This window comes from Pseudoalteromonas xiamenensis, from assembly GCF_017638925.1.
GTDB lineage: Bacteria > Pseudomonadota > Gammaproteobacteria > Enterobacterales > Alteromonadaceae > Pseudoalteromonas > Pseudoalteromonas xiamenensis.
Window position 1 is genome coordinate 2,323,813 of sequence record NZ_CP072133.1, and the last position, 25,000, is coordinate 2,348,812.

Consider the following 25,000-nt stretch of genomic DNA (forward strand, 5'->3'; position numbering starts at 1 on the left):
TTACAATTCTTCGATGGTCTGGTTGTGGTTGGTAAAGACACAGATGTCTGCGGCAATCTTCAGGCTTTTTTCTACGATTTCACGCGCGCCCAGTTCAGTATTTTCAAGCAGTGCAGTTGCGGCCGCTTGTGCAAAATTACCGCCGCTGCCAATCGCGATGAGGTCATGTTCTGGCTGTAAGACGTCACCATTTCCGGTGATGATGAGGGATGCCGTTTCATCTGCAACCGCAAGCAAAGCTTCTAAACGACGGAGCGCTCGGTCAGTACGCCAATCTTTGGCCATTTCAACAGCCGCTCGCATGAGGTGTCCTTGGTGCATTTCCAATTTCGCTTCGAAACGCTCAAACAAGGTGAAGGCATCTGCCGTGCCGCCAGCGAAGCCTGCGAGTACTTTACCGTGGTATAAACGACGTACTTTACGGGCATTGCCTTTCATGACTGTGTTGCCAAGTGAAACTTGGCCATCGCCACCGATCACAACTTTGTCGCCACGGCGTACGCTCACTATCGTAGTCATAGTAATCCTTATAACTGCATCTTCTTTGATGCATTAAACAAACTGATTACGACGATATGGGGGCTATTTTGACTTTATCAAGTCCAATTCAAAACGGTACAGCCCATGATTTTCGAGCGTTTGATGCGGTTTTTATCGGCCTCGGCGAGACGTTTTGTTTCGTAAGGACCTAACCGGACAATAAACCAAACGCCATTTTTGCCTTCAACTCGACGTACTTCAGAACTAAGTCCAGTAAAGGCAATTTTCGCTTTGAGTGTTTCCGCTTGATTGTACTCTCGAAAAGCACCGCAACGAACTTGATATGGTCCGCCTTGTTCCATTTCTTTGACCTCAACCTTCACCTCATGCTCCTTCATTTCCTTAATGAAATCGGGCATACGCGGTGGTTCCGCCTTCGTTTCGACGGCTGGTTGATTTTTTTGAGTGGTGGGGTGCTGCGCAAGTTTAACTTGCTCAGGGTCGGCATGCTGTTTGACATACCAAAGCCCAAAGCCAAAAGCCCCAACAAGCGCTGTGGCTATCACAACAAGGACGATTGGAAACGGTTTCTTCGCAGGTTTCGCGTCTTTTTTGGGTCTGGGTTTTTTATTGATATAGTCGTGCTGTGCCATTGTCTTTAATACATATCTATTGGATCAACATCAATACTCCAACGAATCCGATTCGCAAGTGGATGACTGTTGATGTAATCGCTTAACTGCGCCAAATAGTGGTGCAGTACGTTTCGGCTTTCAGCTTGAATATGTAGCTGATAGCGGAACTTGCCAGCGATCCGCTCTAGTGGAGCAGGTAACGGGCCTAGCAATTGTATACCAGCTAGCCGCTGCTTCGGAACTAAATCGGATAAAAACTGCAAAACTTGTTCAAATTTATGGCCTTCAGCACGGATCAAAGCCAAATGACTAAATGGAGGAAGTCCCACCTCTTGGCGCTCGGTTAACGCATAACGCGCGAAATCTTGATATCCATTATTGACTAAATCTTGGAGTAGGGGGTGTTCAGGAAAATGTGTTTGCAATAGGACTTTACCTGGCTCACCGCTACGACCTGCTCGGCCAGCCACCTGAGTGATGAGCTGTGCCATGTGTTCAGTTGCTCTAAAATCACTGGAATAAAGACCAGAATCGACATCTAAAATCACAACTAATGCAACGTCAGGGAAGTGATGGCCTTTGGCCAACATTTGTGTGCCCACTAATACTCGAGCACCACCACTGCGGATCTCATCGAGCGCTTCTTCAAAGGAGCCTTTCTTACGCGTCGTATCTCGGTCTATCCGAGTGATTGGTGTGTTAGGTAAGTGTGCATTCAAGAACTCGGCAACCTGCTCAGTCCCAAGACCTGTCGGCATAATTTGTGTGCTACCGCAATCAGGGCATTGTCTAGGGATAGTGTTGACGTCCCCACAGTGATGGCAAATGAGTTGAGCGATACCTTTATGATATGTGGCATTACTTGAGCAGCGATGGCAATTACTCAACCATCCACACTCATGGCAAATGAGCGTGGGAGCAAACCCGCGACGGTTGAGAAACACCATCACCTGTTTTCCTCGTGCTAAAGTGTCTTGGATGGTTTGCAAAGTGATACCAGCAAAACCTTGTTGCGCTATTTGACCTTTCATATCGACCAAATGAAATTGGTTTGCGGTGGCCGTTTGCGCTCGTTGCGACAATGTGAGCAGGCGATACTTGTTAGAAATGGCATGTTGTAGCGACTCTAACGCAGGGGTTGCACTGCCTAATATCATTGGAATTTGAAGCGTAGCGGCACGATACGCGGCCAAATCGCGAGCGTGATAGCGCAATCCATCTTGTTGTTTGAACGACGCATCGTGTTCTTCATCCACAATGAGCATGCCTAGTTTCGCAAACGGGAGAAAAATGCTAGAACGAGTGCCAATGACGATTGCACACTCATTAGTTTCAACTTGTCTCCAAACTTCCAAGCGCTCGTTGTCACTGAGGTTGGAGTGCCACAACGCAATAGGGAGATTTGCAAAGCGTTTACGAAAACGATTGACGGTTTGAGGTGTCAAACCAATTTCGGGCACTAACACGAGAGCCTGCAGGCCTTGTTTCACGATGTCTTCAAGTGCTTGCAGGTAAACTTCGGTTTTGCCGCTCCCAGTGATCCCCTCCAGAAGAAAACAGCTAAACGCCTCTACCTGTTTGATGGCCGCGCAAGCCGTTGCCTGTTCAGCGTTGAGTACAGGCTTATGATTAATCTGGATCACATCGGACTGCCAAGTCGTCGGGGGCGCAATAAAGCGTTCGACCAGTGACTTGTCTTCAAGCGATTTGATTTGCGCCTGAGTAAAACCCAGAGCTTTGATCTCACCGATACTGCAAGCTCGGTTTTCGATTAAGTAATCCAACAGCGCTTGTTGTTTTTTACCTCTTACTTTTGCGGACCCTTGCTCACTCGGTTTCAACATCTGTGTCGCGAGTTTGTCAATGGCATCGCCATTTCGCAATGCCGCAGGTAATGCGGTGAACAGAGTTTCGCCAAGAGGAAAGCAATAGTAACGTGAGCAAAATTGTAAGAACTTGAGATACGTGGTGGTGAGAATGGGTTGCTCGTCGATGACCTCGTAAATTGATTTCAATTTGTCGACCGCAAGATTTGTGTCTTCTTTAATCGTGAGCACGACGCCAACTAATTCACGTTTTCCGAAAGGCACGCGTACGCGCTTGCCGATCGCCAATTTTGAACGATGGGACTCATCGACTAGGTAATCGAAAGTTCGATTTAACGGGACTTTTAAAGCTACTTCAACGAGTTTCATAATATCGACACAATCAACTACACAGCGTTACTTTACTAAAGGCACGACAAAAAACCCAGCGGCCGTATTGATTCCGATCAGAAAGAAAAGAAAAGATCATTTTTTGCTTGTCGTTTGTACAGATTCTACATTAGAATACGCGACCACTAAATTTGTTTAACTACGTATGGTGCCAGACTTCGGGTTTGGAGAGCGATACGGCCTTACCTCAGAGGTTACTATGAAAGAAGGTATCCACCCACAGTACCAATCGAGCAACGCAACTTGCTCATGTGGCAACAAGTTCGAACTACGTTCAACACTTTGTAAAGACATTCACTTAGACGTTTGTAATCAGTGTCACCCATTCTACACTGGTCAACAAAAAATCGTTGATACAGGTGGTCGTGTTGATCGCTTCAACAAGCGTTTTGCTGCTTTCGGTAGCAAAAAATAATTACAGACTCGTCGATGAGTTTTGTAATGAAAAAAGCGCCTTAAGGCGCTTTTTTACTATATAGGTTTTTTCAGCCACATTTATCCCATCCATCCCATTCGTTTCCATTGCATTCGAGCACGCAGAACCGCCCTTACGCTTTTAGCCACATCCGATTTTATTTGTTGAGAGCCAAAGAAAACACGCATAAATACTCCGCACGATGGAAACGGCCAAAATAGAGCATTAACTCTATTAATTTTATTTATGCTTAATATTTCGTCAGAGTGTTAGAACCTAGTCAGCTTCTTTACTATAGTAAATTCAATAATCCATTGCCGAAATCCGCAGACGTAACAACGTGTTCAAGAGATTAAATGTGCACAAATTTGACTCGAAACTGGGTGGGTATTCATTTTTGGAATATCGTTAGTTGATAAATGTGTCGCTAATTGCTTGGAAAATGGCGTGAAAATGTTTGTTTTTTGCCGCTTCTTGTTTTTTATCACGTTTGAATGAAAAGGTGGTTGAATATTCAACTTTGTGAATGAAAAAACGCGCCAGTTTTATCCATTTTGTCGCAAAAACAGCACTCCAGTGCAAAGGTAAATGAAGTAAAAATTGGGTTATATTCCAAGAAAATGCTGCGAAAGGTAGGTAACAGGATAGACCTGATAGTGCTTGAATATATTTTAAAAAACAGTATTGTGAATAAACGCTAGAGGTTATTTTTTCTGACACGCCGTTGTCACGCTAAACCGCTAGGGTAAGATTTAAGCAATACTGATATTTCACTCTCACTCTCAACATTGCAGGAAAAAATCGCGTCATGACTGATTTTCGTCAAAAAGCGTTGGACTACCACGCGCACCCCGTTCCAGGAAAAATTAGTGTCGAATTAACGAAACCGGCAGAAACGGTTAGGGATCTCGCTTTAGCCTACAGCCCAGGCGTAGCAGAACCTGTTCGTGAAATTGCAGAAGATCCAGCGAATGCATACAAATACACGGCCAAAGGGAATATGGTTGCGGTTATCAGTAATGGTACAGCGATTCTTGGTCTAGGTAATTTAGGTCCTTTGGCATCAAAACCTGTAATGGAAGGTAAAGCGTTATTGTTTAAACGCTTCGCGGGCTTAGATTCCATTGATATCGAAGTTAAACATAAAACGACCGAAGACTTTATCAACACGGTTGCCAATATTGCAGATACGTTTGGTGGTATTAACCTTGAAGACATTAAAGCGCCTGAATGTTTTGAAATTGAAAAGGCATTAATCGAACTGTGTGATATTCCAGTTTTCCATGATGATCAACACGGTACGGCAATCGTGACAGCAGCAGGTATGCTGAACGCGCTAGAGATCCAAGGTAAAGACATTCACGATGCGATTATCGTGTGTTTAGGCGCAGGCGCGGCAGCGATTGCTTGTATGGAACTGCTGATCAAATGTGGTGCGCGCGCGAACACATTTACATGCTTGATCGTAAAGGCGTTATTCATACACGCCGTGAAGATCTGAATGAATATAAAAAGCTATTTGCTAACAACACGGATAAACGTACATTACAGGACGTGATTGCCGATGCGGACGTGTTTGTCGGTGTATCTGGCCCTGACCTTATTTCAGCTGAAGACTTAAAACTGATGGCAGACAACCCAGTTGTATTTGCTTGTTCAAATCCCGATCCTGAAATCAGCCCTGAAGTTGCACACAGTGCTCGTAACGACTTAATCATGGCAACAGGTCGCTCTGATTATCCGAACCAAGTAAATAATGTACTTTGCTTCCCGTTTATTTTCCGCGGTGCTTTAGATGTACGTGCAACAGCAATCAATGACGCAATGAAAATTGCGGCTGTAGAAGCCATTCGCAGTATTGCAAAAGAGCCAGTACCGGTTGAAGTACTTAAAGCATCAGATGTTGACGCGCTTGAGTTTGGGAAAGAGTACATCATTCCAAAACCGATGGATCCGCGTTTATTGCCACGCATCGCGAAAGCGGTTGCACAAGCGGCGATTGATTCAGGCGTTGCTCAAATTCCAATGCCAGACAACTACATGGCATAAATTGCAGTGCAATTAGAGTGAAAAAAGCCTCGCGATGCGAGGCTTTTTATTTGTGATTAATCTTCTTCGATGATTGGTACTTCAAGTCCCATCTCAATCATAATCTTGCGCACTTCGGCAGGCACTTTTTCTGGATTATCTTTACGTAAGTCTTCATCCGATGGCAATGGTTGGCCTGTAAACGCATGTAAAAACGCCTCGCACAGTAGTTCACTGTTTGTCGCATGTCTCAAGTTATTGACTTGGCGACGTGTACGCTCGTCCGTCAGTACTTTTAATACGTTTAATGGAATCGATACGGTGATCTTTTTTACTTGTTCTGATTTTTTACCGTGTTCTGCATAAGGGTGAACATACTCACCATTCCAAGTTGCCATAATCTTTTATTGCCTCAGTGTTGGGTAATGCCAATACGACTGCATTCGTGGTTCATACTAAACTAGTCTCAACAGGAAATGTAGGTAGATTTACATTTCGATCGTGAGCATCGATTTCACCATTCGCGCTGGATCAAAAACTCAGTCGTATTAGCATGGTACTAATAGGAAGTGGCGAAATTTTATCGGTTTAAAAAAGATAGTCAAATACTAGTTATTTAGCCATTTAGGCGTATAAATGTTTTGACTTCCGGTAGATCATAGTCTAACCTTTTAGACGTCTAAACATCCATAAATCTAGGTGTCATTATGAGTCAGTCAAATAAAGCGACGATTGCAGTCAGAAATGGAATTGAAGCCGATAAGCATCACGGTGCAGTCGTACCGCCTCTGTATTTATCGACGACGTATTCGTTTGCTGATTTCAACGTAAAGCGTGCTTATGACTACGGTCGTAGCGGAAACCCGAATCGCGACATTTTGGCCGATACTTTAGCGCAACTTGAAGGTGGCGCGAAAGGGATCATTACGGCGACGGGAATGGCGGCTGTACACCTAGTGACACAACTTTTAAATCATGACGATACATTGGTTATTCCACATGACTGCTATGGTGGCAGTTATCGATTGTTCACCTCATTGGCAAAACGCGGTTTACTAAAACTGCAAGTCGTGGATTTAACCAATCCTGAGAACTATCAAACGGTGATTGATGCCAAGCCAAAAGTGATTTGGATTGAAACGCCAAGCAACCCTATTTTACGACTCACAGACATATCTGCCATTGTTGACGTTGCGAAGCAGTGCGGTGCACTCGTTGCTGCAGACAATACCTTTTTATCGCCTGGCTTACAGAATCCAATTCAATTTGGTGTGGACATTGTGGTGCATTCAACCACGAAATACATTAACGGCCATTCGGATGTGGTTGGCGGCGCGGTGATAGCTAAAACTCAAGAGTTAGGCGAGGAATTAGCATGGTGGGCGAATAACATCGGTATTACCGGTGCGCCGTTCGATAGTTACCTAACGTCTGCGTGGACTTCGCACTTTAAACGTCCGTTTAAAGCAGCATCAAGAAAATGCCATAGCGATTGCTGAATATCTTGAACAATCCCCTTTCGTGAAGAAAGTGTATTATCCTGGGCTTAAATCTCATCCTCAACATGCGCTTGCTAAACAACAACAGCGTGGTTTTGGTGGGATGGTTAGTTTTGATATTCAGGGTGGATTAAATGACGCGGCGGCATTCTTAACGTCCCTCAAACAATTTTCGCTCGCAGAATCCTTGGGTGGAGTGGAAAGCTTGATTTGCCATCCAGCGACAATGACGCATGCAGGTATGGAACCGCAAGCGCGACTCGAGGCTGGCGTTGGTGATACACTAATTAGAATTTCTGTGGGTATTGAAGACGTTAGAGATTTACTTGCCGATTTAGAAAGCGCGTTTACGACGGTGCGCCCTGGCGAAGTAAAAGTTGCATCCTCAAATACTCAGCAACAGCAAGATAACCAAGATAATTTACAGGCATTCAATTTAGTGCCTGCAACTCCGGCACTATGGTAAGAATATGACACAAGCAGTACATAAATTTGGTGGGTCGAGCTTAAGCTCGGCCTCTCGTTATCAAGCCGTAGCGAATATTATTTTAGGTCAATGTGTGGCGGGCGATTGCGTTGTTGTGTCGGCGGCAGGTAAAACCACGAATACACTTGTAAAATTGTGGCAAAGTTACACACAAGGTGACACTCTGGCTGTAAGTGATATTTTGCTGCAACTTGAATCACAACAAACGCAATTGTTAAGTGAGCTGCTGCAAGGGGAGTTACAGCGTCACTTATTAAATTTATTGCACGTGGAGTTAAAAGCAATTGCATCGCAAAGTGAACAAAAGCAGTTGCATGAAGCTTCTTTGTTGGCTCATGGTGAAGTTTGGTCTGCTCGCTTGCTTGCGCATTATTTACAGCATTTAGGTGTGGCGGCAAAGAATATTGATGCCCGCCAGCTATTTACATTACATCATGGTCAATTGGTTGAGCAAAAAAATGTGCAAGCATGTGGTGAGCTAATTGCTATCGATCGAATAAACGTTGTGACGGGTTTTATTGCCAGTGACAGCGAGGGAACAACGGTAACGCTTGGCCGCAATGGCAGTGACTACAGCGCAACGTTGTTGGCAAGTTATGTTCATGCTCAAAGTGTATCAATTTGGACCGATACGCAAGGGGTGTACAGTACAGATCCACGCAAAGTTTCCAATGCAATTAAGTACCCTAAAGTATGTCGCGGACAAGCGAACTTATTGGCACGTCTTGGCAACCCTGTATTGCATGCAAAAACATTGTCGCCTTTAAAAAATACGGAAATAAAACTGGTGGTGCGTTCGAGTTATGAACCGGAAGCGACGCCAACAGAAGTGGTCAAAGAAGGGTACAGTAAAGCCAAGCGTTTTATCACTACCTTCGAAAATCAAGATTTGCTACGTGTAGAGCAACTTCAGGCAGGTGAAGTGCGCGATTTGAGTCAGCTTATCCAGCACAGTATTCATCACTTTTCTCAAGCCGGAGACGTGTTCTTGATGGTGCCAGCCGCTTTCACACATGTTGTCGTACAACAGTTACAGGGCAGAGCAAACCTGGTTGGCTCGAATTTAAACGGGTGTGCTGTGGTCGCTGCACAAAACGAAGTCAGTAGCTTGAAGAAGCAAGCTCGTCTGTTATTGGATGAGCAAGAAGTCGTGGTTCGTTTTGAGCATGAAGCAGGGGAATATGCGCTGTTTCTGACCGACCAACTTATCGACAGCGACGCGTTGGCCTCATTGCATGACAAATTGGTCACCAAAGGCCAAGAATTGGCGATTATTGTCGCGGGTTTGGGCAATGTGGGTGAAGTGTTTATTGAACAATGCAAAGACCAGATAACCCATTTACAACAGCAATTCGATGTAAAAGTGGTTGCCTTGCTGCGCAGCGAAAGCATGCTTTTTGCCGCGAGTGGGATTAACTTGGACAATTGGCAAACTCAATGGGGCATTGAATCGTTACCGTATGCTAAAGAAGATTTACTTGCGCGGATCGTGGAGACTCGATTACGAGCACAAAGTCGTCATTGATATCACGGCGAGTGAAGCATTTAGCCAATTGTACCCAGACTTTGTTGCAGCAGACTGCCATTTGATTAGTGCCAATAAATATGCGGGTACAGCTGAATTAAATTGGTACGAATCATTGCGAAGCCGATTAAAAGAACGCAACTTGTATTGGCGTTACAATACAAGTGTGGGTGCTGGATTACCAATCAATTTCGCGTTAGCGGACTTACAAAATAGTGGTGACCGCGTTATTGAAGTGGAAGGGGTGTTTTCTGGCACGCTGTCTTGGCTCTGTAGCCAGTACGATGGCACAAAAGCTTTTTCTGATTTGGTGCTTGAGGCCCAAGCATTGGGATTCACTGAGCCGGATCCAAGAGAGGATTTATCTGGTCGAGATATGCAGCGCAAGCTTCTTATTTTGGCACGAGACCTTGGCTTATCACTGAACTTAGATGACATCGAATTAAGTCCTCTGATGCCAGAGGTACTCGCACACGGCGACTGGAATACCTTCTTGGCAAATCGAGCATCGCTGGATAGTTTTATTGCTCTGAAAGCCGAAGAAGCTGCCCGAGAAGGTTGCGTGCTTCGCTATACGGGTGCTTTAACGCTACGAGAGGGTAAAGTTATGGCAAAAGTTGGCGTCGCACACGTTGGTGCCACATCGGCTTTGGCTAATCTCACTCCAGGTGACAACATTTTTGTGATCCGCAGCCAGTGGTACCAAAACAATCCATTGGTTATCCAAGGACCCGGTGCTGGAAAAGAAGTGACTGCGGCGGGCATTCACTCCGATTTATACTGGCTCATTCAGCAGCTACGTTAGAATGTAAACCTTGTCTTGAATATAAAGAACGCACCAACAGGTGCGTTTTATATATCTAAAAGCAGTGATAAACTAAGTTAAAATAACTCATTCGTTGAGACGGGTGCATCCTCAAAAGGGGTGTCTGTACCATCATCCAACACATATTTAGTGGGTTGGGTTTCAGGCAAAAAGTACTCAAATCGGCTGGTGTGGTCATTGCGATTTGTTAGTAAGCCTGTTTTCAAATCAATTCGAACGGATACAAGGCCCGGAGGCGGTTCAATGGGGGCGTAAGGCTCATCTTCTAGCGCCACCCGCATGTAGTCTACCCAAGCTGGTAGTGCCGTTTTGGCACCAGACTCGGAGCCGGCAAGCTGATTTTGCTCAAGATTCGCGTTGTATGCCGTGCGACCCAGCGGTTTTCCTGCATCATCAAAGCCCACCCAAACCGTCGTTAAAACATTGCGGTTAAAACCACTAAACCAGGTGTCGACAGCGTCATTTGTGGTTCCCGTCTTACCGGATAAGTCTTTACGTTTCAACGCTTGTGCACGCCAGCCGGTGCCACTCCAGCCTGTTTTATGACGCCAACTTCCTCCACCTTGAATGGTGCTTTTCATTGCATCGGCAACAAGAAAAGCATTTTGTTCAGAAATAACCGAAGGGGCGCAGGCATGCTCTGCGGATTCTGCCATGGCTTCATCACACGCTAGAACAGGTTCATGAGTGAACACGGTAGTACCAAAAGCATCTTGGATCTCGGTAATAAAATAGGGCGTTATTAGCTTCCCGCCATTAGCAAAACTGCTTATACCTCGAGCGAGGCTCCAGCGGAGTCATTGCTGCACTGCCCAAAGCAAGCGATTCGGCGCGTACAATGTCTTGCTCTTGGAAGCCGAACTTCAATAAATGGTCAGCGGTCTTTTGTAAACCGACGCCACGCAGTAATCTAACCGACACCACGTTTTTAGATTGCGCCAATGCACGACGAATTCGGATAGGCCCGTCATAAACATCAGGGCTGTTTTTTGGGCGCCATGCCACACCTTGGCTTTTATCCCAGTGATTAATCGGCGCGTCGTTCATGATACTGGCAAGTGTGTAGCCATTGTCGAGAGCCGCAGAATAAATAAATGGTTTAATGTTTGAGCCAACTTGACGCTTTGCCTGAGTTGCACGGTTAAATTGGCTTTGTTCGAAGCTATAACCACCCACTAAAGCTTTTATCCGGCCATCTTGCGGATCTAGAGAGACCAGAGCGCTTGTCGCAACGGGCAATTGTGCAAGCTGCCATTGGTCACCTTTACTACGTACGAATACGAGCATACCAGGTGCTAAGATTTCTTTTGCTGACTTCGGCGCATCACCTTGTTTATCCTCATTAATGTATTCTCTTGCCCAAGCAAGGCCGCTCCAGTCAAGGGTGAGCGTTTCACCTTTGGTCGTGATGACTTGTGCGCTTTTTTCTTCTACCGATTGGACAGCAACAGGGCGAAGTAAACCAAAGGCTTCTTGTTCTTTAAGTGCTTTAACGATGAGGTCCGTATTCCACGGAAGGTCGATTTCAGGCAACCAAAGGCGTTTAATAGGGCCTCGATAGCCGTGTCGTTCATCGTAATCATGTAAATTTTCCATTAAGGCGGTTTGGGCATGTGCCTGAATCGTTGATTCCACGCTGGTGTAAACCTTGAAACCGCTGTTATAGGCGATTTCTTCACCGTATTGTTCAACCATGTAAGAGCGCACCATTTCAGCGATGTACGGTGCATTGAGCTCAATTTCGGCACCATGTCTTTTCGCGGTGATCGGTGCTGCTTTAGCCTCGTCGTATTGAGATTTGGTGATGTAGCCTTCGGCTAGCATTCGTGAGAGCACCACTGTACGGCGCTGCATCGCACGTTCTGGATTTCGAATAGGATTCAGCGCAGAAGGTGCTTTTGGCAAACCAGCAATCATTGCCATTTGAGCAAGAGTTAGTTCATTTAGGGATTTACCATAGTAAACCTGCGCGGCAGCACCGATACCAAAAGCGCGATTCCCAAGTTCAATTTTGTTGAGATAGAGTTCGAGGATTTCGTCTTTCGTTAATAATTGCTCAATATGCAAAGAGATGAAGATTTCTTTGATTTTTCGAATGTAGGATTTTTCTCTTGTTAAAAAGAAGTTTCGCGCTACCTGCATGGTGATAGTACTTGCACCTTGCTTTTTTTGGCCGGTCGTAATCAAAACAACAGCACTTCGCGCAAGACCGATTGGGTCAATTCCAACGTGCTCATAAAAACGATTGTCTTCTGTCGCCAAAATGGCTTGGATCAAGGGTTTTGGTACATCTTCGATGTGGACTGGAATACGTCGTTTTTCACCAAACTGGTTGATTAATTTTCCATCGCGCGTAAATACTTGCATTGGGGTTTGCAGTTTCACGTCTTTGAGTACCGCGACACTGGGAATATCGGATTTCACGTAATAATAAAGGATGACAAGTGAAAGTAGTCCAAATCCAATCCCAAACGTACAAAAAAGTAAAAATCTCTTTAATAATTTCACTGAATTATCCCTGCTAAGTCTCCCAATTATTGGCAGACGCTGCTAGTATATCGCGGTTAATAATGAAAAAGTTTTGTTCGAATTGCCATTATACTTCGTTCAGATATAAATCAAAGGACCAGAGCGATAAGTATGTTTAGTCAACTATTTAACAAGAATGAATCCATGATGGTGGGGATCGACATTGGTTCCCATTGTGTAAAAGCCGTTCTGTTGGCTAAAACGGGTTCTGGTTACCGTCTCGAAGCTGCGGCGATTGAACCTATTCCAAAAGGGGCTATGGCCGAACGCACCATTCAAGATATTGAAGCAATTGGCCGAGTTATCGCTAAACTTAAGAAGCGCGTGCCAAAATCTGCCAATCTCGCTGCGGTTGCCGTTTCTGGTCAAACTGTTATCACCAAAGTGATTTTCATGGACGTAGCTTTAACCGACGCTGAATTAGAATCCCAAATTGCTATCGAAGCGGACAGTTTGATCCCCTATCCATTGGACGAAGTGAGTTTAGATTTCGAAAAGCTATCGGTCAATGAAGCTGATCCGTCAAAAATGAACGTTTTATTATCCGCAGCACGTACTGAAAGTGTTGAAGCTCGAGTGGGCGCGTTGGAAGAAGGTGGCTTTAAGGCAAAAGTAGTTGATGTTGAGAGTTATGCATTGGGCAGAGCATTGGATGTAATGTACCAGCAGTTACCTTCCGATGCGTTCGATAAAATTGTTGCAGTGATTGATGTTGGTGCAGTGATTACATTAGTGAGCGTATTGCAATCGGGTAAAACGCTGTATACCCGTGATCAAGTCTTTGGTGGTGAACAATTTACGAACAGCATCGTCGCGTATTACAACAAAACTTACGACGACGCAGAATTGGGTAAAGTGACGCGAGATCTACCCCCTAATTATACGTTTGAAGTACTCGCACCGTTTCAAACCTCACTGATTCAGCAAATTCGCCGAGCAGTGCAGATGTTCATGACCACAAGTGGTAAAGATCATGTCGATTACATCATCCTAACCGGTGGGACGGCTGCAATTGAAGGGTTGGAACGCTTATTGGTCGACGAATTAGGGATCCACACTATAGTGGCTGACCCTTTTGCCGATATGGAAATATCGCCCAAAGTCGATCGTATGCTGCTTGAAAAGCATCGAACGCAATTCGCGATAGCAACAGGCCTTGCATTAAGGAGCTTTTCGACATGCCACATATAAACCTGTTGCCTTGGCGTCAACAACAACGTCAGGCGTCACAAAAACGTTTTTTGGCGTTGATTGGTAGTTTGGTTTTCGTCGCCTTTTTTTCAATGTACATGTTGGGCGGGATTTACAGCTCAATGCGTGACGGCCAAGACATAAAAAACGCGTATTTGAATACGGAAATCGCGCTACTTGATAAGCAAATACGTGAAATCAATGAACTGAACACAAAGAAAGAAAATTTGCAGCAGCGGATGAAATTAATCGAAGAGCTACAGAGTAACCGAAATCTCGGTACGCAACTCATTGATGAAATAGCGAGAATCGTCCCTGCGGGAATTTATTTAACGAGCCTAGAACGAAAAGGCAAAATGCTAAAAGTGGTAGGACGAAGCGAGTCGAATAATCGCTTGTCATCAATGTTACGGAATGTCGAATCATCTTATTTACTCGAAAAACCAACATTGCAAGGCATTGTAGCCGGAGAACAGCAAGCTCGCTTGCTGAGCGATTTTACTATGCAGTTCTATATCAAAGCCTATGAAGACATTAATGAGGCAGAAAGATATGTCAGAAAATAATGCGAAGGATTTGATGGAGGCGAGTAGTGGAATTTGATTTAAAGTCGCTCAAAGACATTAACTGGAATGAGATTGAACTGGAAAACATGGGCGATTGGCCGTTTCCAGTCAAAGTGTTGTGTTGTATTTTCGTCGTCGTTCTGACGCTGTTTTTAGGTTACAGCACCTTGGTTTCAAGTGAAGTTTCCAGCTATGAACAGGCTGTGCAAAAAGAGACGGAATTAAGAAGTGCGTACCGCATTAAGTATGCTCGGGCGACTAACTTAGATCTTTACCGCACGCAAATGCTTCAAATGGAAGAAGAATTTTCTCAATTGTTGAGAAAACTGCCTACTTCGAACGAAACACCTGGTTTGCTCGATGACTTGACCTATGTAGGTACAACAAGTGGCCTTACTTTCTTAAAAATTGGTTGGCTTCCGGAAATCAAAAAAGAATTTTATACCGAATTACCCATTAACTTAGAAGTGGTTGGTCACTACCACGAATTCGGTGAGTTTGTGAGTAAAGTCGCTCAGTTACCTCGTATTGTCAGTTTGCATGACTTTAAAATTGAGAATGCAGCGAACAACCAATTAGTCTTTACCGTAATAGCGAAAACCTATCGTTATGAGCAGAAGGAGCAGAAGAAATGAGACTGTTCCATGGCGTAGCGCTAGGGCTTATTACTTTACTGGTTGGCTGTAACGACAATACAGCAGAACAAAAAGAATTTATCGATCAGGTAAAGGCGAGTGCGGTTCCAAAGGTTGAACCCATCCCGAAAATGCCTGATTTTGAACACTTTCCTTACGGAGCGGGACAACTTCGTAGTCCGTTTGTTGTGCCTGAACCCGCAATTATCGAAAGCAATGTTTTGCAAGTGAAAAACTGTTTACAACCTGACCCCGACCGCTCGCGAGACCCACTCGAAAAGTATCCATTGGATAACTTAATGATGAAAGGGACGATTGCAAAAGGCGGGGTACGTTGGGGATTAATTCGCACCTCAGATAATGCCTTGTATCGAGTAAGAAAAGGGAACTACATTGGTCTATATCATGGCGAAGTGGTTGCGGTTAACGCAGATCATCTAGAATTGCGAGAACTGATCCCTGATGGTACAGGGTGCTGGAAAGAACGACTGACAAAACTGGAACTGTTAGACGCAGTGGAGAATGGCCAGAGTGAAAAACAATAAAGGGTTGAAAATGAAGCGCGACGTTTTCACAACATTAAAACAAACAGCAAAGTTTGCCTCGCTGAGTATGTTAGTCGGTATTTCGACCTTCGCTCAAGCAGTTCCCATGCTATATGACATTCGATATAACCCAGTGTTAGAGGAAGAAACTGAACTTCAGCTAGTCTTTGATGAGCAATTAAGTCAAGAACCGAAAGTGACCGTTCTCAATCAACCTGCTCGTATTGAGTTATTCTTCCAAGGGGCTGAATACGAAGAAAGTCTTAAGAAGCTGGAAATCAACAAAGCGGGGATCGAATCCCTGTCCAGTGAAATGCAAAAAGATGGTTTTAAGGTTACGGTTGCGTTAAAAGAACTGAAATTATACAAAACTGAGGTGAAGAACAATCTCGTTTATCTTCGCGTGTCAGATAACCCAATCACCACAGTTGATGAGCAAGTTGGTACCGCGTCGTCAATTGGCGAAGAGCCTGCACCACAGTATATGAATATGGTGCAATCGATTGATTTTCGTCGCACGGAAAAAGGTGCAGCTCAAATTCTTGCGTTTTTAGAGTCACCTCAAGCGGCGATAGATGTGCAAGAGCGTGGTGGTAAAATTATTGCGGATTTTCACCATATAGGTATTCCTGACGACTTGCTCTATCAACTGGATGTGCTTGATTTTGGGACTGTTGTAAGTAAAGTTGAAACGTTCAGAGAAGCGAACAAAACGCGCCTTATCATCGAACCGAATGCCGCGTTCAAATTCAATTATCAACAGCTCGAGAATGTGTTTACGTTAACGGTTGAAAAGGACCAAGGCGCGAGCCAATTTGGTGAAAAGAAAACGTATCGCGGTCAGCCAATTACCTTAAATTTCCAAGACATTCCGATTCGGTCGGTATTGCAGATTATTGCGGATACCAACAACTTCAATTTAGTGACCAGTGATTCGGTCATGGGCAATATTACACTGCGTCTAGACGGGGTCCCATGGGACCAAGCGTTGGACGTTGTTTTGCGAGTAAAAGGCCTTGATAAACGTACCGAAGGTTCTATCTTGATGGTTGCGCCGTCAGAAGAATTAGCCGCACGTGAAGCCAAAGATTTGCAAACGAAAAAGCAAGTGGAAGAACTCGAGCCGCTGTACAGCGAGTACATTCAATTGAATTACGCGAAAGCGGAAGAATTTGCAGACTTATTAAAAACGGATATCAATAGTATTGTTAGTTCTCGTGGCAGCGTCTCAGTGGATAAACGTACCAATACGTTGCTAATCAAAGACACTTCACGCTCGATTGAAAGTATCCGTCGAATGGTCGAAACCCTCGATGTGCCGGTAAAGCAGGTGGTCATAGAATCACGCATGGTGACTGTACGTGACAACGTGCAAGAAGATTTAGGGATCCGTTGGGGGTTTAGTGACCAACAAGGAGCTGATGCAATCGCGGGCACATTGAAGGGGGCACAAGAGCTTTCTAATGGTACAATCCCAGCACTTGCTGATCGTCTGAATGTGAATTTACCTGTAACATCACCTGCGGGTAGTATTGGTATGCACGTGGCAAAGCTGGCAGACGGTACGATTATTGATCTAGAGCTTTCTGCGCTTGAGCAAGAGAACAAAGGTGAAATTATCGCAAGTCCGAGCATTACTACGGCCAATCAGAAGAAAGCGCGGATCGAACAAGGTACTGAAATCCCTTATGTGGAATCCGCGTCGAGTGGCGCAACAACCGTGACTTTCAAAAAAGCGGTACTAAGCTTGGAAGTAACACCACAAATCACGCCGGACAACAAAATTATTCTCGATTTGTTGATCACGCAAGATACTCGTGGTGATGTGGTGCAAACGCCAACGAGAACCGGCGGTTGCAATTAATACGCAAAAGATTCAAACCCAAGTATTAGTTGAAAATGGACAAACGGTAGTACTGGGTGGCATTTACCAGCAGCAAATCGTTAATGCTGTGAAAAAAGTACCTTTGCTTGGTGATCTACCATACGTTGGTGCGTTGTTCAGAAACACAAGTGAGTTTAACGAAAAGAAAGAATTACTCATCTTTGTTACTCCAAAAATCTTACATGAAGGACTGTAAATTTTCGGACCGGGGATAAAACCTAAGTTTGGGGGATTAATGCATTTTGAACAAATGGGGGTTGAAATCCCAGTAGGAATGCTGAGATAATCCCCTCCTTAATTTTGGGGCCAGGTCGTTAGGCGGGGTTTTATTCAAATTTTAGAGTTCGTTTGTACTAAAAAGATATGGCTGAGAAACGTAATATATTTCTAGTTGGCCCAATGGGGGCTGGTAAGAGCACAATAGGTCGTCACATCGCTGACACTTTACATCTTGAATTCTATGATTCAGACCAAGAGATTGAACGCCGTACTGGTGCTGATATTTCGTGGGTGTTTGACTTAGAAGGTGAAGAAGGGTTCCGTGTTCGCGAAGAGGCGGTAATTTCTGATCTAACAGAATTACAAGGTATTGTATTAGCAACTGGCGGTGGCTCGGTGTTGAGCAAAGACGTGCGCAATAAGTTATCTGCGCGCGGCATTGTGGTTTACCTTGAAACGCCAATCGAAAAGCAAGTGGCTCGTACTCAACGTGATAAACGTCGTCCGTTACTGCAAACCGAAGAGCCTGCACGTGAAGTGTTAGAGCGCTTGGCAGACGAACGTGAACCGTTGTATCGTGAAGTTGCTGACTTCGTTGTTCGTACTGATGAGCAAAGTGCGAAAGTGGTTGCAAACCAAATAATTGAGAAACTTGATTTCTAATGTGATGTACCAGTAGTGGAGGGAAAACCATGCTTGAATTAACTGTTGAATTAGGCGAGCGTAGTTATCCCATCTTTATTGGTCAATCACTGTTTGATGATGCAGGACGACTGACATCGTACATCGGTAAATGTCGTCCCGTCATAATTAGCAACGAAACGGTTGCTCCGCTTTATTTAGCGAGTCTACTCGACAAGCTAGCACCTTTGTCTCCTTTGCATTTCATCATACCTGATGGCGAACAATATAAATCACTGGACTGGTTCGAGCGTATTAACGCGTTTTTACTTGATCACAATTGTGGCCGAGATACGTGTTTATTGGCACTTGGTGGTGGCGTAATAGGTGATTTAACGGGTTTTGTAGCAGCTTGTTACCAACGTGGAGTCCCTTTTATTCAGTTACCCACAACGTTGCTGTCACAAGTGGATTCATCGGTTGGTGGAAAAACGGCAGTCAATCATCCGCTTGGCAAAAACATGATTGGAGCATTTTATCAGCCTCAAGCCGTGTTCATTGATACCAATACCCTGAGTACGTTGCCTTCACGTGAGTTCGCAGCTGGTATGGCAGAGGTGATTAAGTATGGTTTTATCCATGATGCCGAGTTTCTGAACGAGCTAAGCGAAAAACGTGACGTTCTCCGAGCTTTGGATACCGCGACGTTAACCCAAGTGATTCATCGCTGTTGTCAAATCAAAGCAGACATTGTTGGACAAGATGAAAAAGAATCTGGATTGCGAGCATTATTAAATCTGGGCCACACATTCGGGCATGCCATTGAAGCCGAGCAAGGTTATGGCGTGTGGTTACATGGAGAAGCGGTTGGTGCAGGGATGGTGCTCGCGTTACAGCTTGCCCATCTGCGTGGCGATATATCCAATGACGAACTCGAGAAGGCGGTCGCACTGATTGCGTCGTTTGATTTGCCGACATCGGCACCAGAAACAATGACCGCAGACGACTTCTTACGTCATATGCGTAAAGACAAGAAAAATCAACGCGGTAAAATCCGTTTTATTGTTCCAACAGGTATTGGTCAATGTGCCTTAGTGGACGATGTTACTGACGAAATGGTTGTACAACTGATAGGACGCTGATGCAGTCGCAGTTATTGCCAAGTCGCGCGACGCTTATCGATAGAATTGCGCTTCAACTCGAATATGGTCAACAGATTATCAATGTCGTTGGCCAGTCTGGATTGGGTAAGAGTTATTTACTCGAGTCCTTCATTACGGATAAATATCCTGAATTCAACAAAGCATTCGTGCAGGTTTCGGCAACGTTGACCGACAATGAGTTAATGCACGCGTTACTTGAGCATAGTTTTAGAGCGCCTCTAGTTGACCATAATCTGTCATTATATGAAAACTTCCAATTACTGCATCAACATGCGCCATGCGGACCGTGCCTCTGGATTTTAGATGGTGGTCGTCACCTCTCGGACGAAATGATTGAACAGCTCAATCGTCTGGTCAAAACTAGCAACGAAACAATTTACATTTTAATTGGTTCCCAGCAAGCGAACATGATAGTCGGTGCACTGGACATTCATCTTGAACCATTGACGTGGCACGAAAGTAAGCAACTAATGCAGTGGTACTTTAAAAACCTCCCGATGGATGAAGACCCAATTTTTCAGACGTTTATAGAATCATCCCGAGGCAATCCTACGCTGTTGTTATCATGGAAACCTGAGGAACAATCAACCAACTTACGCGAAAAAAAACCTTCAAACTGGCATTGGCACTTTCTTGTATTGACCATTGTGTTGGCCGTGCTTGCCGTCGGATTATTGTATAAGAAAGAACTTGTTACATTGCTACCTGATGAACAAGTCTCAGACGTGCCAGAATTGGTGTTGCCTCGCCCTCAGTTGAATGAGCAATCGGCAAATGAGGTAGTAGACGCCCCTGCGACAACGTCTAATATAAATTCTTCGATTGAGACTCGATAAATCTAGTGACTCAGTCGATACTGCTGATTCGGCAGTGGCGCTAAATACTACGCTGAAAAATGATGTACAGAGCATTTTGTCCGATCTGGAGCCGATAGAAGCTCAGCCGGTAGAGGCGAATAAGGGTACTGAATTACCACAAATTGCTGAGCAAGTGGTAGAGAGTCAAATTGACCAACCTGACGTCTTAGAAGCAAAAGCGGACGACAAAAAAACGGAGTTAACAGTTGTCACGCCAGACACGGCTGCAACGATCTCCGAGGAACCGAAGCCCAGCATTCATTCAATTGATGATTCATCCTGGTACCATTCAATTGATGATTCATCCTGGTACGTCGCATTGGCGTCGAGTGCGTGGACAATTCAGGTGATGGCTGTAACAGATGACAAAGATGCTCAGGCATTTAGGGATGAGTTCCCGAACCTCGACGCAAAAGTCTATCCTGCATTACGAAAGGGGACTTGGTGGTATGTCGTAACGGTGGGGCAATATGCAAACATAGCAGAGGCTAAATCTGCCCGCCAGCAATTACCAGAGAATGTGTTAAAAAACCAACCGTTCTATAAAAAAGTCAGCCAAATCCAAGAAGAAATTCGCGCTTCATCTCGGTAAACGGGCTGCTTTAGTGTAGAATCGCGCAATTCAGAAAAGAAATTAAGATCCATGCAAACAAAAACGAGAGCCTTTTTAAAATGGGCCGGCGGAAAATACACGTTAGTTGAGGACATTGCACGTCGCCTAAGACTTGCCGATGCGGACGCTGATACGTTGATTGAGCCTTTTGTTGGTGCGGGATCTGTGTTTTTAAATACCAATTACAAACATTACATACTCAACGACATCAATGCAGATTTAATTAACCTCTACAAAGAGTTAAAAACATCGCCTGATGAGTTTGTGAGTGATGCAAAAAAGCTGTTTGTCGAACTCAATAACCACCCCGATGCGTACTACAGTTATCGTCAGCAGTTTAACGAAAGTGTTGATGTCTATGAGCGTGCAATTTTATTCTTGTACATGAACCGACATGGTTACAATGGTTTGTGCCGGTATAATCTCAAAGGGTCGTTCAACGTGCCATTTGGAAAATACAAAAAGCCTTACTTTCCTGAAAAAGAGCTGTATGCATTCGCCAACAAAGCACAACAGGCAACGTTTACATGTCAGAGTTACGAGAAAGTGTTTGCTAGCATGCCAAACAATGCTGTTGTGTACTGTGATCCGCCTTATGTACCGCTTAGTAAAACAGCCTCTTTTACCGCTTACGCGAAAGGGGGATTCAATTTAGACGATCAGGCAAATTTGGCGAACTTGGCCGAAAACTCGGCATTCATTTCTAAGACGCCGGTACTCATTTCGAACCATGATACGGTTTGGACTCGTAAAATATACGAACAAGCCCATCTCGATGTTATTCAAGTCAAACGTACGATAAGTCCTAAAGGGAACAGTCGTAACGCCGTAAATGAATTAATGGCGTTATACCGCCGTTAGTCAATCTGTCGAATTCTCGCGAGACCCAAATCACAGGTATTGCGTTAAGTGAACGCGTAATCCTAGTCGTAAATTCTATTAATATCTTGGTCGTTCAGTCAGTGGATGGAGTAATTACATTGACTAAGGCGAGCAGTGCGAGGATAAACAAGACAACGAATATCACGCCGATGATGATGTATGGAAGAGGTTTTGGTTGATGGAAATCACTTTGGCGTTTGGTTTCGCTTTGTACGCCAAACATTGCGGCCAGCACGCTTTGTAAGACACTAAACCAACGCATGGTTGAGCGTCTTACAAGCCAGGGATACTAGTGTTTTTGGTGCTCTTATCGCCACCTAACAGTAGTTCAAGAAGATCAAGGTAATGGAATTGTGCACTGCCGCTGTTGCCTGTCAGCCAATTAATCCATTCACTGCCAACTTGCTTTTGGCAGACCGCTTGATTCATTTTACTTGTTTGCTGACATCCACAACTGGCGTCTGCAAGTAAGGTCTCGTCTTGACCATCGAATGACACTACGCCAACTGAAGCTGTGATAAACGTAGCAACTAAAAGCGTCCGTGTTTTAAGGCGTATCATAATACCACTCCAACTCACTTGGTAATTCCCAAATAGTACACAAAAATTGGTCAATAAACAAACTTTTCTCTACCTTATTTTGGAAACAAATAGATTGATGTACAACAACATTTGGATATTCAAAGAATAATTTTATGGAGTGGGTCAAATTGCGGTAAAGTATAGCCAGTATCTAGTCGTTCAAGGGTTTTACTATGTCTCAGTTTTTGATTGCACCATCCATTTTATCTGCGGATTTTGCCAGATTAGGTGACGATGTTGCGCGCGTTCTCGATGCCGGCGCTGATGTTGTTCATTTCGATGTGATGGATAATCACTATGTCCCAAACCTAACATTTGGTCCCATGGTGTGTCAGGCGTTAAGAGCCTATGGAATAACCGCACCAATTGATGTGCATCTGATGGTAAAACCTGTCGACAGTTTAATCCCAGAGTTTGCGAAAGCGGGCGCCAGTATCATTACTTTCCATCCTGAAGCGAGTGAGCACATAGATAGAAGTCTTGCGCTCATCAAAGAAAACGGCTGTGAGGCTGGATTGGTTTTTAACCCAGCGACGCCACTTCATTATCTTGATTATGTGATGGACAAAGTCGACCAAATCCTCCTTATGTCTGTAAATCCAGGTTTTGGCGGACAGAGCTTCATTCCAAATACGTTGGATAAATTGCGCCAAGTACGTGAGCGTATTGATGCGTCGGGTCGCCCCATTCGTTTGGAAGTTGATGGGGGCGTGAAAGTGGACAACATCGCAGAAATTGCAGCGGCTGGGGCCGACATGTTCGTTGCCGGTTCGGCCATTTTTAGTCAACCTGATTACAAACAGGTTATCGATGCGATGCGCGCCGAACTTGCAAAGGTTTAATCATGGCGGTTAAAGGTATTTTATTCGATTTAGACGGGACGTTAGTCGACAGCGCCGAAGATATGTACATGGCGCTGAATTTGACACTGACGGAAGTGGCGTATCCTGTGGTCAGTCATGCGTTGGTGACGACTTGGGTAGGTAATGGTATTGATATGCTCGTCAAGCGTGGAACCAGCGGTTCAATGGAGGTGAACCCAACGTTACCGCCAGAGACCGTTGCCTACGCAATTTCACGTTTTAAACTCCATTACGCTGAAATTGTTGGGCAATATGCCGCGCTTTATCAAAATGTCTTGGTGGGGCTTAGTGCACTTGCCGCATTTCCAAAAGCAATTGTGACCAATAAAAATCGCGACTTTACGGAAACGCTTTTGAATAAATTGGGCATAGCGTCTCATTTTTCGGTGTTGGTTTGTGGGGATGATGGTCAGAAAAAGCCAAGTCCAAAGCCGTTGCTCAATGCTTGCAATGCATTGGGATTGAAACCTGAAGACGTGATGATGGTGGGCGACTCCAAAAGTGATTTAGTTGCAGCCAATGCTGCAGGAATTCCTGCAATAGCCTTGACCTATGGCTATCACCAAGGCGAAAATTTACAAGAATTTAATCCACAGTACCTCTTAAGTGGATTCTTGGATATAATCCCTGTTTTAATGAAATAGCAATTAACAAAACGTAAAGGAACATCATGACTAAACCTGTAGTGTTAAGCGGCATTCAGCCAACCGGTGGTATGACAATTGGTAACTATGTTGGTGCAATTAACCAGTGGCTTAGCTTACAAGAAGATCACGAAAGTTTCTTTATGCTGGTTGACTTGCATGCGATTACCATTCGCCAAGAACCTGAAGTGCTCAGAAACCGCGTACTTGACGGTATTGCGCTGTATGCAGCGTGTGGCATTGATCCAGAAAAAGCGGCACTTTTTGTACAATCACAAGTGCCAGAGCACGCGCAATTGGCGTGGGTACTTAACTGTTACGCCCAGATGGGTGAGTTGAATCGCATGACGCAGTTCAAAGATAAATCCGCTAAAAATGCGAACAATATCAACGTTGGATTGTTCGCATACCCGGTTCTACAAGCTGCGGATATTCTACTGTATCAAGCGGATCAAGTGCCGGTAGGTGAAGATCAAAAGCAGCATCTCGAATTAACGCGCGATATCGCAACTCGATTCAATAACTTATATGGTGATGTATTCAAAATTCCAGAGCCTTACATTCCTGAGTTAGGTGCGCGAGTGATGAGTCTTCAAGATCCGCTAAAGAAAATGTCAAAATCAGATGACAACCCGAATGGTTACGTGATGTTGTTGGACGATCCAAAGCAGATCGAGAAGAAATTGAAAAAAGCGGTTACCGATTCAGACGAACAGGCACGAATTTATTTTGACCGTGAAGAAAAACCCGGTGTTTCAAATCTACTGACGTTACTGTCGGTTGCAACAAAACGTAGCGTGGAAGATCTCGTTCCTGACTACGCGGATAAGATGTATGGTCATTTGAAGAAAGACACGGCCGATGCGGTTGTCGCCATGCTTGAACCTATCCAAGCGCGTTTCAAGGCCATCCGCGAAGACCAAACGTTATTAAACCAAATTATGCGTTCAGGTGCGGAAAAAGCAGGTGCGCGTGCAGAGCAAACATTGAAAAAAGTGTACGACGCATTAGGTTATATTCCAAGACCATAGTAATGCGGCCATTTCAAAATTTAAGGGAACTTCGGTTCCCTTTATTTTTGGATGAGATTATTG

20 protein-coding genes and 5 pseudogenes are annotated in these 25,000 nt (G+C 44.6%); 17 read left to right on the top strand and 8 right to left on the bottom strand.

What is annotated here, in order from left to right; all coding sequences use genetic code 11:
• From hslV to priA, 3 genes are all read right to left on the bottom strand, one after another.
• Positions 1-519: an ATP-dependent protease subunit HslV gene (gene hslV, locus J5O05_RS11235; protein WP_208842127.1), complete on the bottom strand. Its 519-nt coding sequence runs from the start codon at positions 517-519 to the stop codon at positions 1-3.
• A gap of 77 nt (positions 520-596) precedes the next feature.
• A complete protein-coding gene (locus J5O05_RS11240) occupies positions 597-1,133 on the bottom strand; it encodes an SPOR domain-containing protein (protein ID WP_208842128.1) in 537 nt (178 codons plus the stop codon).
• Positions 1,134-1,138: 5 nt separating this feature from the next.
• Positions 1,139-3,310: a primosomal protein N' gene (gene priA / locus J5O05_RS11245; RefSeq protein ID WP_208842129.1), complete on the bottom strand. Its 2,172-nt coding sequence runs from the start codon at positions 3,308-3,310 to the stop codon at positions 1,139-1,141.
• 220 nt (positions 3,311-3,530) lie between these two features.
• Between priA and rpmE the strand changes: the two genes are divergently transcribed.
• Complete coding sequence (rpmE, locus tag J5O05_RS11250; protein ID WP_208842130.1) at positions 3,531-3,746, top strand: 50S ribosomal protein L31; 216 nt, start codon at positions 3,531-3,533, stop codon at positions 3,744-3,746.
• Between the two features lie 408 nt (positions 3,747-4,154).
• On the opposite strand, the gene J5O05_RS11255 is transcribed toward rpmE, so the two are convergent.
• Entirely contained in the window at positions 4,155-4,466 is a 312-nt protein-coding gene (locus J5O05_RS11255; RefSeq protein ID WP_208842131.1) for a hypothetical protein, read from the bottom strand.
• A gap of 88 nt (positions 4,467-4,554) precedes the next feature.
• Between J5O05_RS11255 and J5O05_RS11260 the strand changes: the two are divergent.
• Positions 4,555-5,795, top strand: a pseudogene (locus tag J5O05_RS11260) (malic enzyme-like NAD(P)-binding protein).
• Between the two features lie 56 nt (positions 5,796-5,851).
• On the opposite strand, the gene metJ reads toward J5O05_RS11260, so the two are convergent.
• Positions 5,852-6,172, bottom strand: coding sequence for a met regulon transcriptional regulator MetJ (gene metJ / locus J5O05_RS11265; RefSeq protein WP_208842132.1), 321 nt, complete (start codon positions 6,170-6,172; stop codon positions 5,852-5,854).
• 309 nt (positions 6,173-6,481) lie between these two features.
• Here metJ and metB point away from each other — a divergent pair.
• Positions 6,482-7,739 (top strand): annotated as a pseudogene (gene metB / locus J5O05_RS11270) (cystathionine gamma-synthase).
• A 4-nt stretch (positions 7,740-7,743) separates the two neighbouring features.
• Positions 7,744-10,090: pseudogene (metL, locus tag J5O05_RS11275) on the top strand (bifunctional aspartate kinase/homoserine dehydrogenase II).
• A gap of 77 nt (positions 10,091-10,167) precedes the next feature.
• Here metL and J5O05_RS11280 read toward each other — a convergent pair.
• Positions 10,168-12,619: pseudogene (locus J5O05_RS11280) on the bottom strand (penicillin-binding protein 1A).
• Between the two features lie 132 nt (positions 12,620-12,751).
• Between J5O05_RS11280 and J5O05_RS11285 the strand changes: the two are divergent.
• The 10 genes and pseudogenes from J5O05_RS11285 (at position 12,752) to J5O05_RS11330 (ending at position 21,796) form a co-directional block, all read left to right on the top strand.
• Positions 12,752-13,831, top strand: coding sequence for a pilus assembly protein PilM (locus J5O05_RS11285; protein ID WP_208842133.1), 1,080 nt, complete (start codon positions 12,752-12,754; stop codon positions 13,829-13,831).
• Positions 13,819-14,397 (top strand): PilN domain-containing protein, encoded by a 579-nt coding sequence (locus tag J5O05_RS11290; protein ID WP_208842134.1) that lies wholly within the window; start codon positions 13,819-13,821, stop codon positions 14,395-14,397. The genes J5O05_RS11285 and J5O05_RS11290 overlap by 13 nt, the downstream gene beginning before the upstream one ends.
• 26 nt (positions 14,398-14,423) lie before the next feature.
• Entirely contained in the window at positions 14,424-15,032 is a 609-nt protein-coding gene (locus tag J5O05_RS11295) for a type IV pilus inner membrane component PilO (RefSeq protein WP_208842135.1), read from the top strand.
• Positions 15,029-15,577, top strand: coding sequence for a pilus assembly protein PilP (locus tag J5O05_RS11300; protein WP_208842136.1), 549 nt, complete (start codon positions 15,029-15,031; stop codon positions 15,575-15,577). The genes J5O05_RS11295 and J5O05_RS11300 overlap by 4 nt, the downstream gene beginning before the upstream one ends.
• Positions 15,555-17,658, top strand: a pseudogene (locus J5O05_RS11305) (type IV pilus secretin PilQ). Before J5O05_RS11300 ends, J5O05_RS11305 begins: the two are co-directional and overlap by 23 nt.
• 167 nt (positions 17,659-17,825) lie before the next feature.
• Positions 17,826-18,344: a shikimate kinase AroK gene (gene aroK, locus J5O05_RS11310; protein WP_208842137.1), complete on the top strand. Its 519-nt coding sequence runs from the start codon at positions 17,826-17,828 to the stop codon at positions 18,342-18,344.
• Between the two features lie 29 nt (positions 18,345-18,373).
• Complete coding sequence (gene aroB / locus J5O05_RS11315) at positions 18,374-19,444, top strand: 3-dehydroquinate synthase (RefSeq protein ID WP_208842138.1); 1,071 nt, start codon at positions 18,374-18,376, stop codon at positions 19,442-19,444.
• Positions 19,444-20,301: an ATP-binding protein gene (locus J5O05_RS11320; RefSeq protein WP_208842139.1), complete on the top strand. Its 858-nt coding sequence runs from the start codon at positions 19,444-19,446 to the stop codon at positions 20,299-20,301. The genes aroB and J5O05_RS11320 overlap by 1 nt, the downstream gene beginning before the upstream one ends.
• Complete coding sequence (locus tag J5O05_RS11325) at positions 20,288-20,914, top strand: SPOR domain-containing protein (protein ID WP_208842140.1); 627 nt, start codon at positions 20,288-20,290, stop codon at positions 20,912-20,914. The genes J5O05_RS11320 and J5O05_RS11325 overlap by 14 nt, the downstream gene beginning before the upstream one ends.
• A gap of 51 nt (positions 20,915-20,965) precedes the next feature.
• Positions 20,966-21,796, top strand: coding sequence for a Dam family site-specific DNA-(adenine-N6)-methyltransferase (locus tag J5O05_RS11330; RefSeq protein ID WP_208842141.1), 831 nt, complete (start codon positions 20,966-20,968; stop codon positions 21,794-21,796).
• Between the two features lie 94 nt (positions 21,797-21,890).
• Here the strand turns inward: J5O05_RS11330 and J5O05_RS11335 are convergent, their stop codons facing one another.
• Both J5O05_RS11335 and J5O05_RS11340 read right to left on the bottom strand, forming a co-directional pair.
• Positions 21,891-22,079 (bottom strand): DUF2970 domain-containing protein, encoded by a 189-nt coding sequence (locus J5O05_RS11335; protein ID WP_208842142.1) that lies wholly within the window; start codon positions 22,077-22,079, stop codon positions 21,891-21,893.
• A gap of 11 nt (positions 22,080-22,090) precedes the next feature.
• Positions 22,091-22,378, bottom strand: a complete 288-nt coding sequence (locus J5O05_RS11340) for a hypothetical protein (protein WP_377100136.1) — start codon at positions 22,376-22,378, stop codon at positions 22,091-22,093.
• Between the two features lie 194 nt (positions 22,379-22,572).
• Between J5O05_RS11340 and rpe the strand changes: the two genes are divergently transcribed.
• The 3 genes from rpe to trpS are packed head-to-tail and all read left to right on the top strand — an operon-like array spanning position 22,573 to position 24,937.
• Entirely contained in the window at positions 22,573-23,241 is a 669-nt protein-coding gene (rpe, locus tag J5O05_RS11345; protein WP_208842143.1) for a ribulose-phosphate 3-epimerase, read from the top strand.
• Positions 23,242-23,243: 2 nt separating this feature from the next.
• Complete coding sequence (locus tag J5O05_RS11350; protein WP_208842144.1) at positions 23,244-23,906, top strand: HAD-IA family hydrolase; 663 nt, start codon at positions 23,244-23,246, stop codon at positions 23,904-23,906.
• 26 nt (positions 23,907-23,932) lie between these two features.
• Positions 23,933-24,937, top strand: a complete 1,005-nt coding sequence (trpS, locus tag J5O05_RS11355; protein WP_208842145.1) for a tryptophan--tRNA ligase — start codon at positions 23,933-23,935, stop codon at positions 24,935-24,937.
• Positions 24,938-25,000 lie beyond the last annotated feature (63 nt).

Excerpts from the sequence above, each read along its gene's own strand:
- priA (WP_208842129.1), bottom strand. The coding sequence starts at position 3,310 with ATGAAACTCGTTGAAGTAGCTTTAAAAGTCCCGTTAAATCGAACTTTC.
- aroB (WP_208842138.1), top strand. The coding sequence starts at position 18,374 with ATGCTTGAATTAACTGTTGAATTAGGCGAGCGTAGTTATCCCATCTTT.
- J5O05_RS11320 (WP_208842139.1), top strand. The coding sequence starts at position 19,444 with ATGCAGTCGCAGTTATTGCCAAGTCGCGCGACGCTTATCGATAGAATT.
- J5O05_RS11300 (WP_208842136.1), top strand. The coding sequence starts at position 15,029 with ATGAGACTGTTCCATGGCGTAGCGCTAGGGCTTATTACTTTACTGGTT.
- J5O05_RS11350 (WP_208842144.1), top strand. The coding sequence starts at position 23,244 with ATGGCGGTTAAAGGTATTTTATTCGATTTAGACGGGACGTTAGTCGAC.
- trpS (WP_208842145.1), top strand. The coding sequence starts at position 23,933 with ATGACTAAACCTGTAGTGTTAAGCGGCATTCAGCCAACCGGTGGTATG.
- rpe (WP_208842143.1), top strand. The coding sequence starts at position 22,573 with ATGTCTCAGTTTTTGATTGCACCATCCATTTTATCTGCGGATTTTGCC.
- J5O05_RS11330 (WP_208842141.1), top strand. The coding sequence starts at position 20,966 with ATGCAAACAAAAACGAGAGCCTTTTTAAAATGGGCCGGCGGAAAATAC.
- rpmE (WP_208842130.1), top strand. The coding sequence starts at position 3,531 with ATGAAAGAAGGTATCCACCCACAGTACCAATCGAGCAACGCAACTTGC.
- J5O05_RS11285 (WP_208842133.1), top strand. The coding sequence starts at position 12,752 with ATGTTTAGTCAACTATTTAACAAGAATGAATCCATGATGGTGGGGATC.
- J5O05_RS11335 (WP_208842142.1), bottom strand. The coding sequence starts at position 22,079 with ATGCGTTGGTTTAGTGTCTTACAAAGCGTGCTGGCCGCAATGTTTGGC.
- aroK (WP_208842137.1), top strand. The coding sequence starts at position 17,826 with ATGGCTGAGAAACGTAATATATTTCTAGTTGGCCCAATGGGGGCTGGT.
- metJ (WP_208842132.1), bottom strand. The coding sequence starts at position 6,172 with ATGGCAACTTGGAATGGTGAGTATGTTCACCCTTATGCAGAACACGGT.
- J5O05_RS11340 (WP_377100136.1), bottom strand. The coding sequence starts at position 22,378 with ATGATACGCCTTAAAACACGGACGCTTTTAGTTGCTACGTTTATCACA.
- J5O05_RS11240 (WP_208842128.1), bottom strand. The coding sequence starts at position 1,133 with ATGGCACAGCACGACTATATCAATAAAAAACCCAGACCCAAAAAAGAC.
- hslV (WP_208842127.1), bottom strand. The coding sequence starts at position 519 with ATGACTACGATAGTGAGCGTACGCCGTGGCGACAAAGTTGTGATCGGT.
- J5O05_RS11290 (WP_208842134.1), top strand. The coding sequence starts at position 13,819 with ATGCCACATATAAACCTGTTGCCTTGGCGTCAACAACAACGTCAGGCG.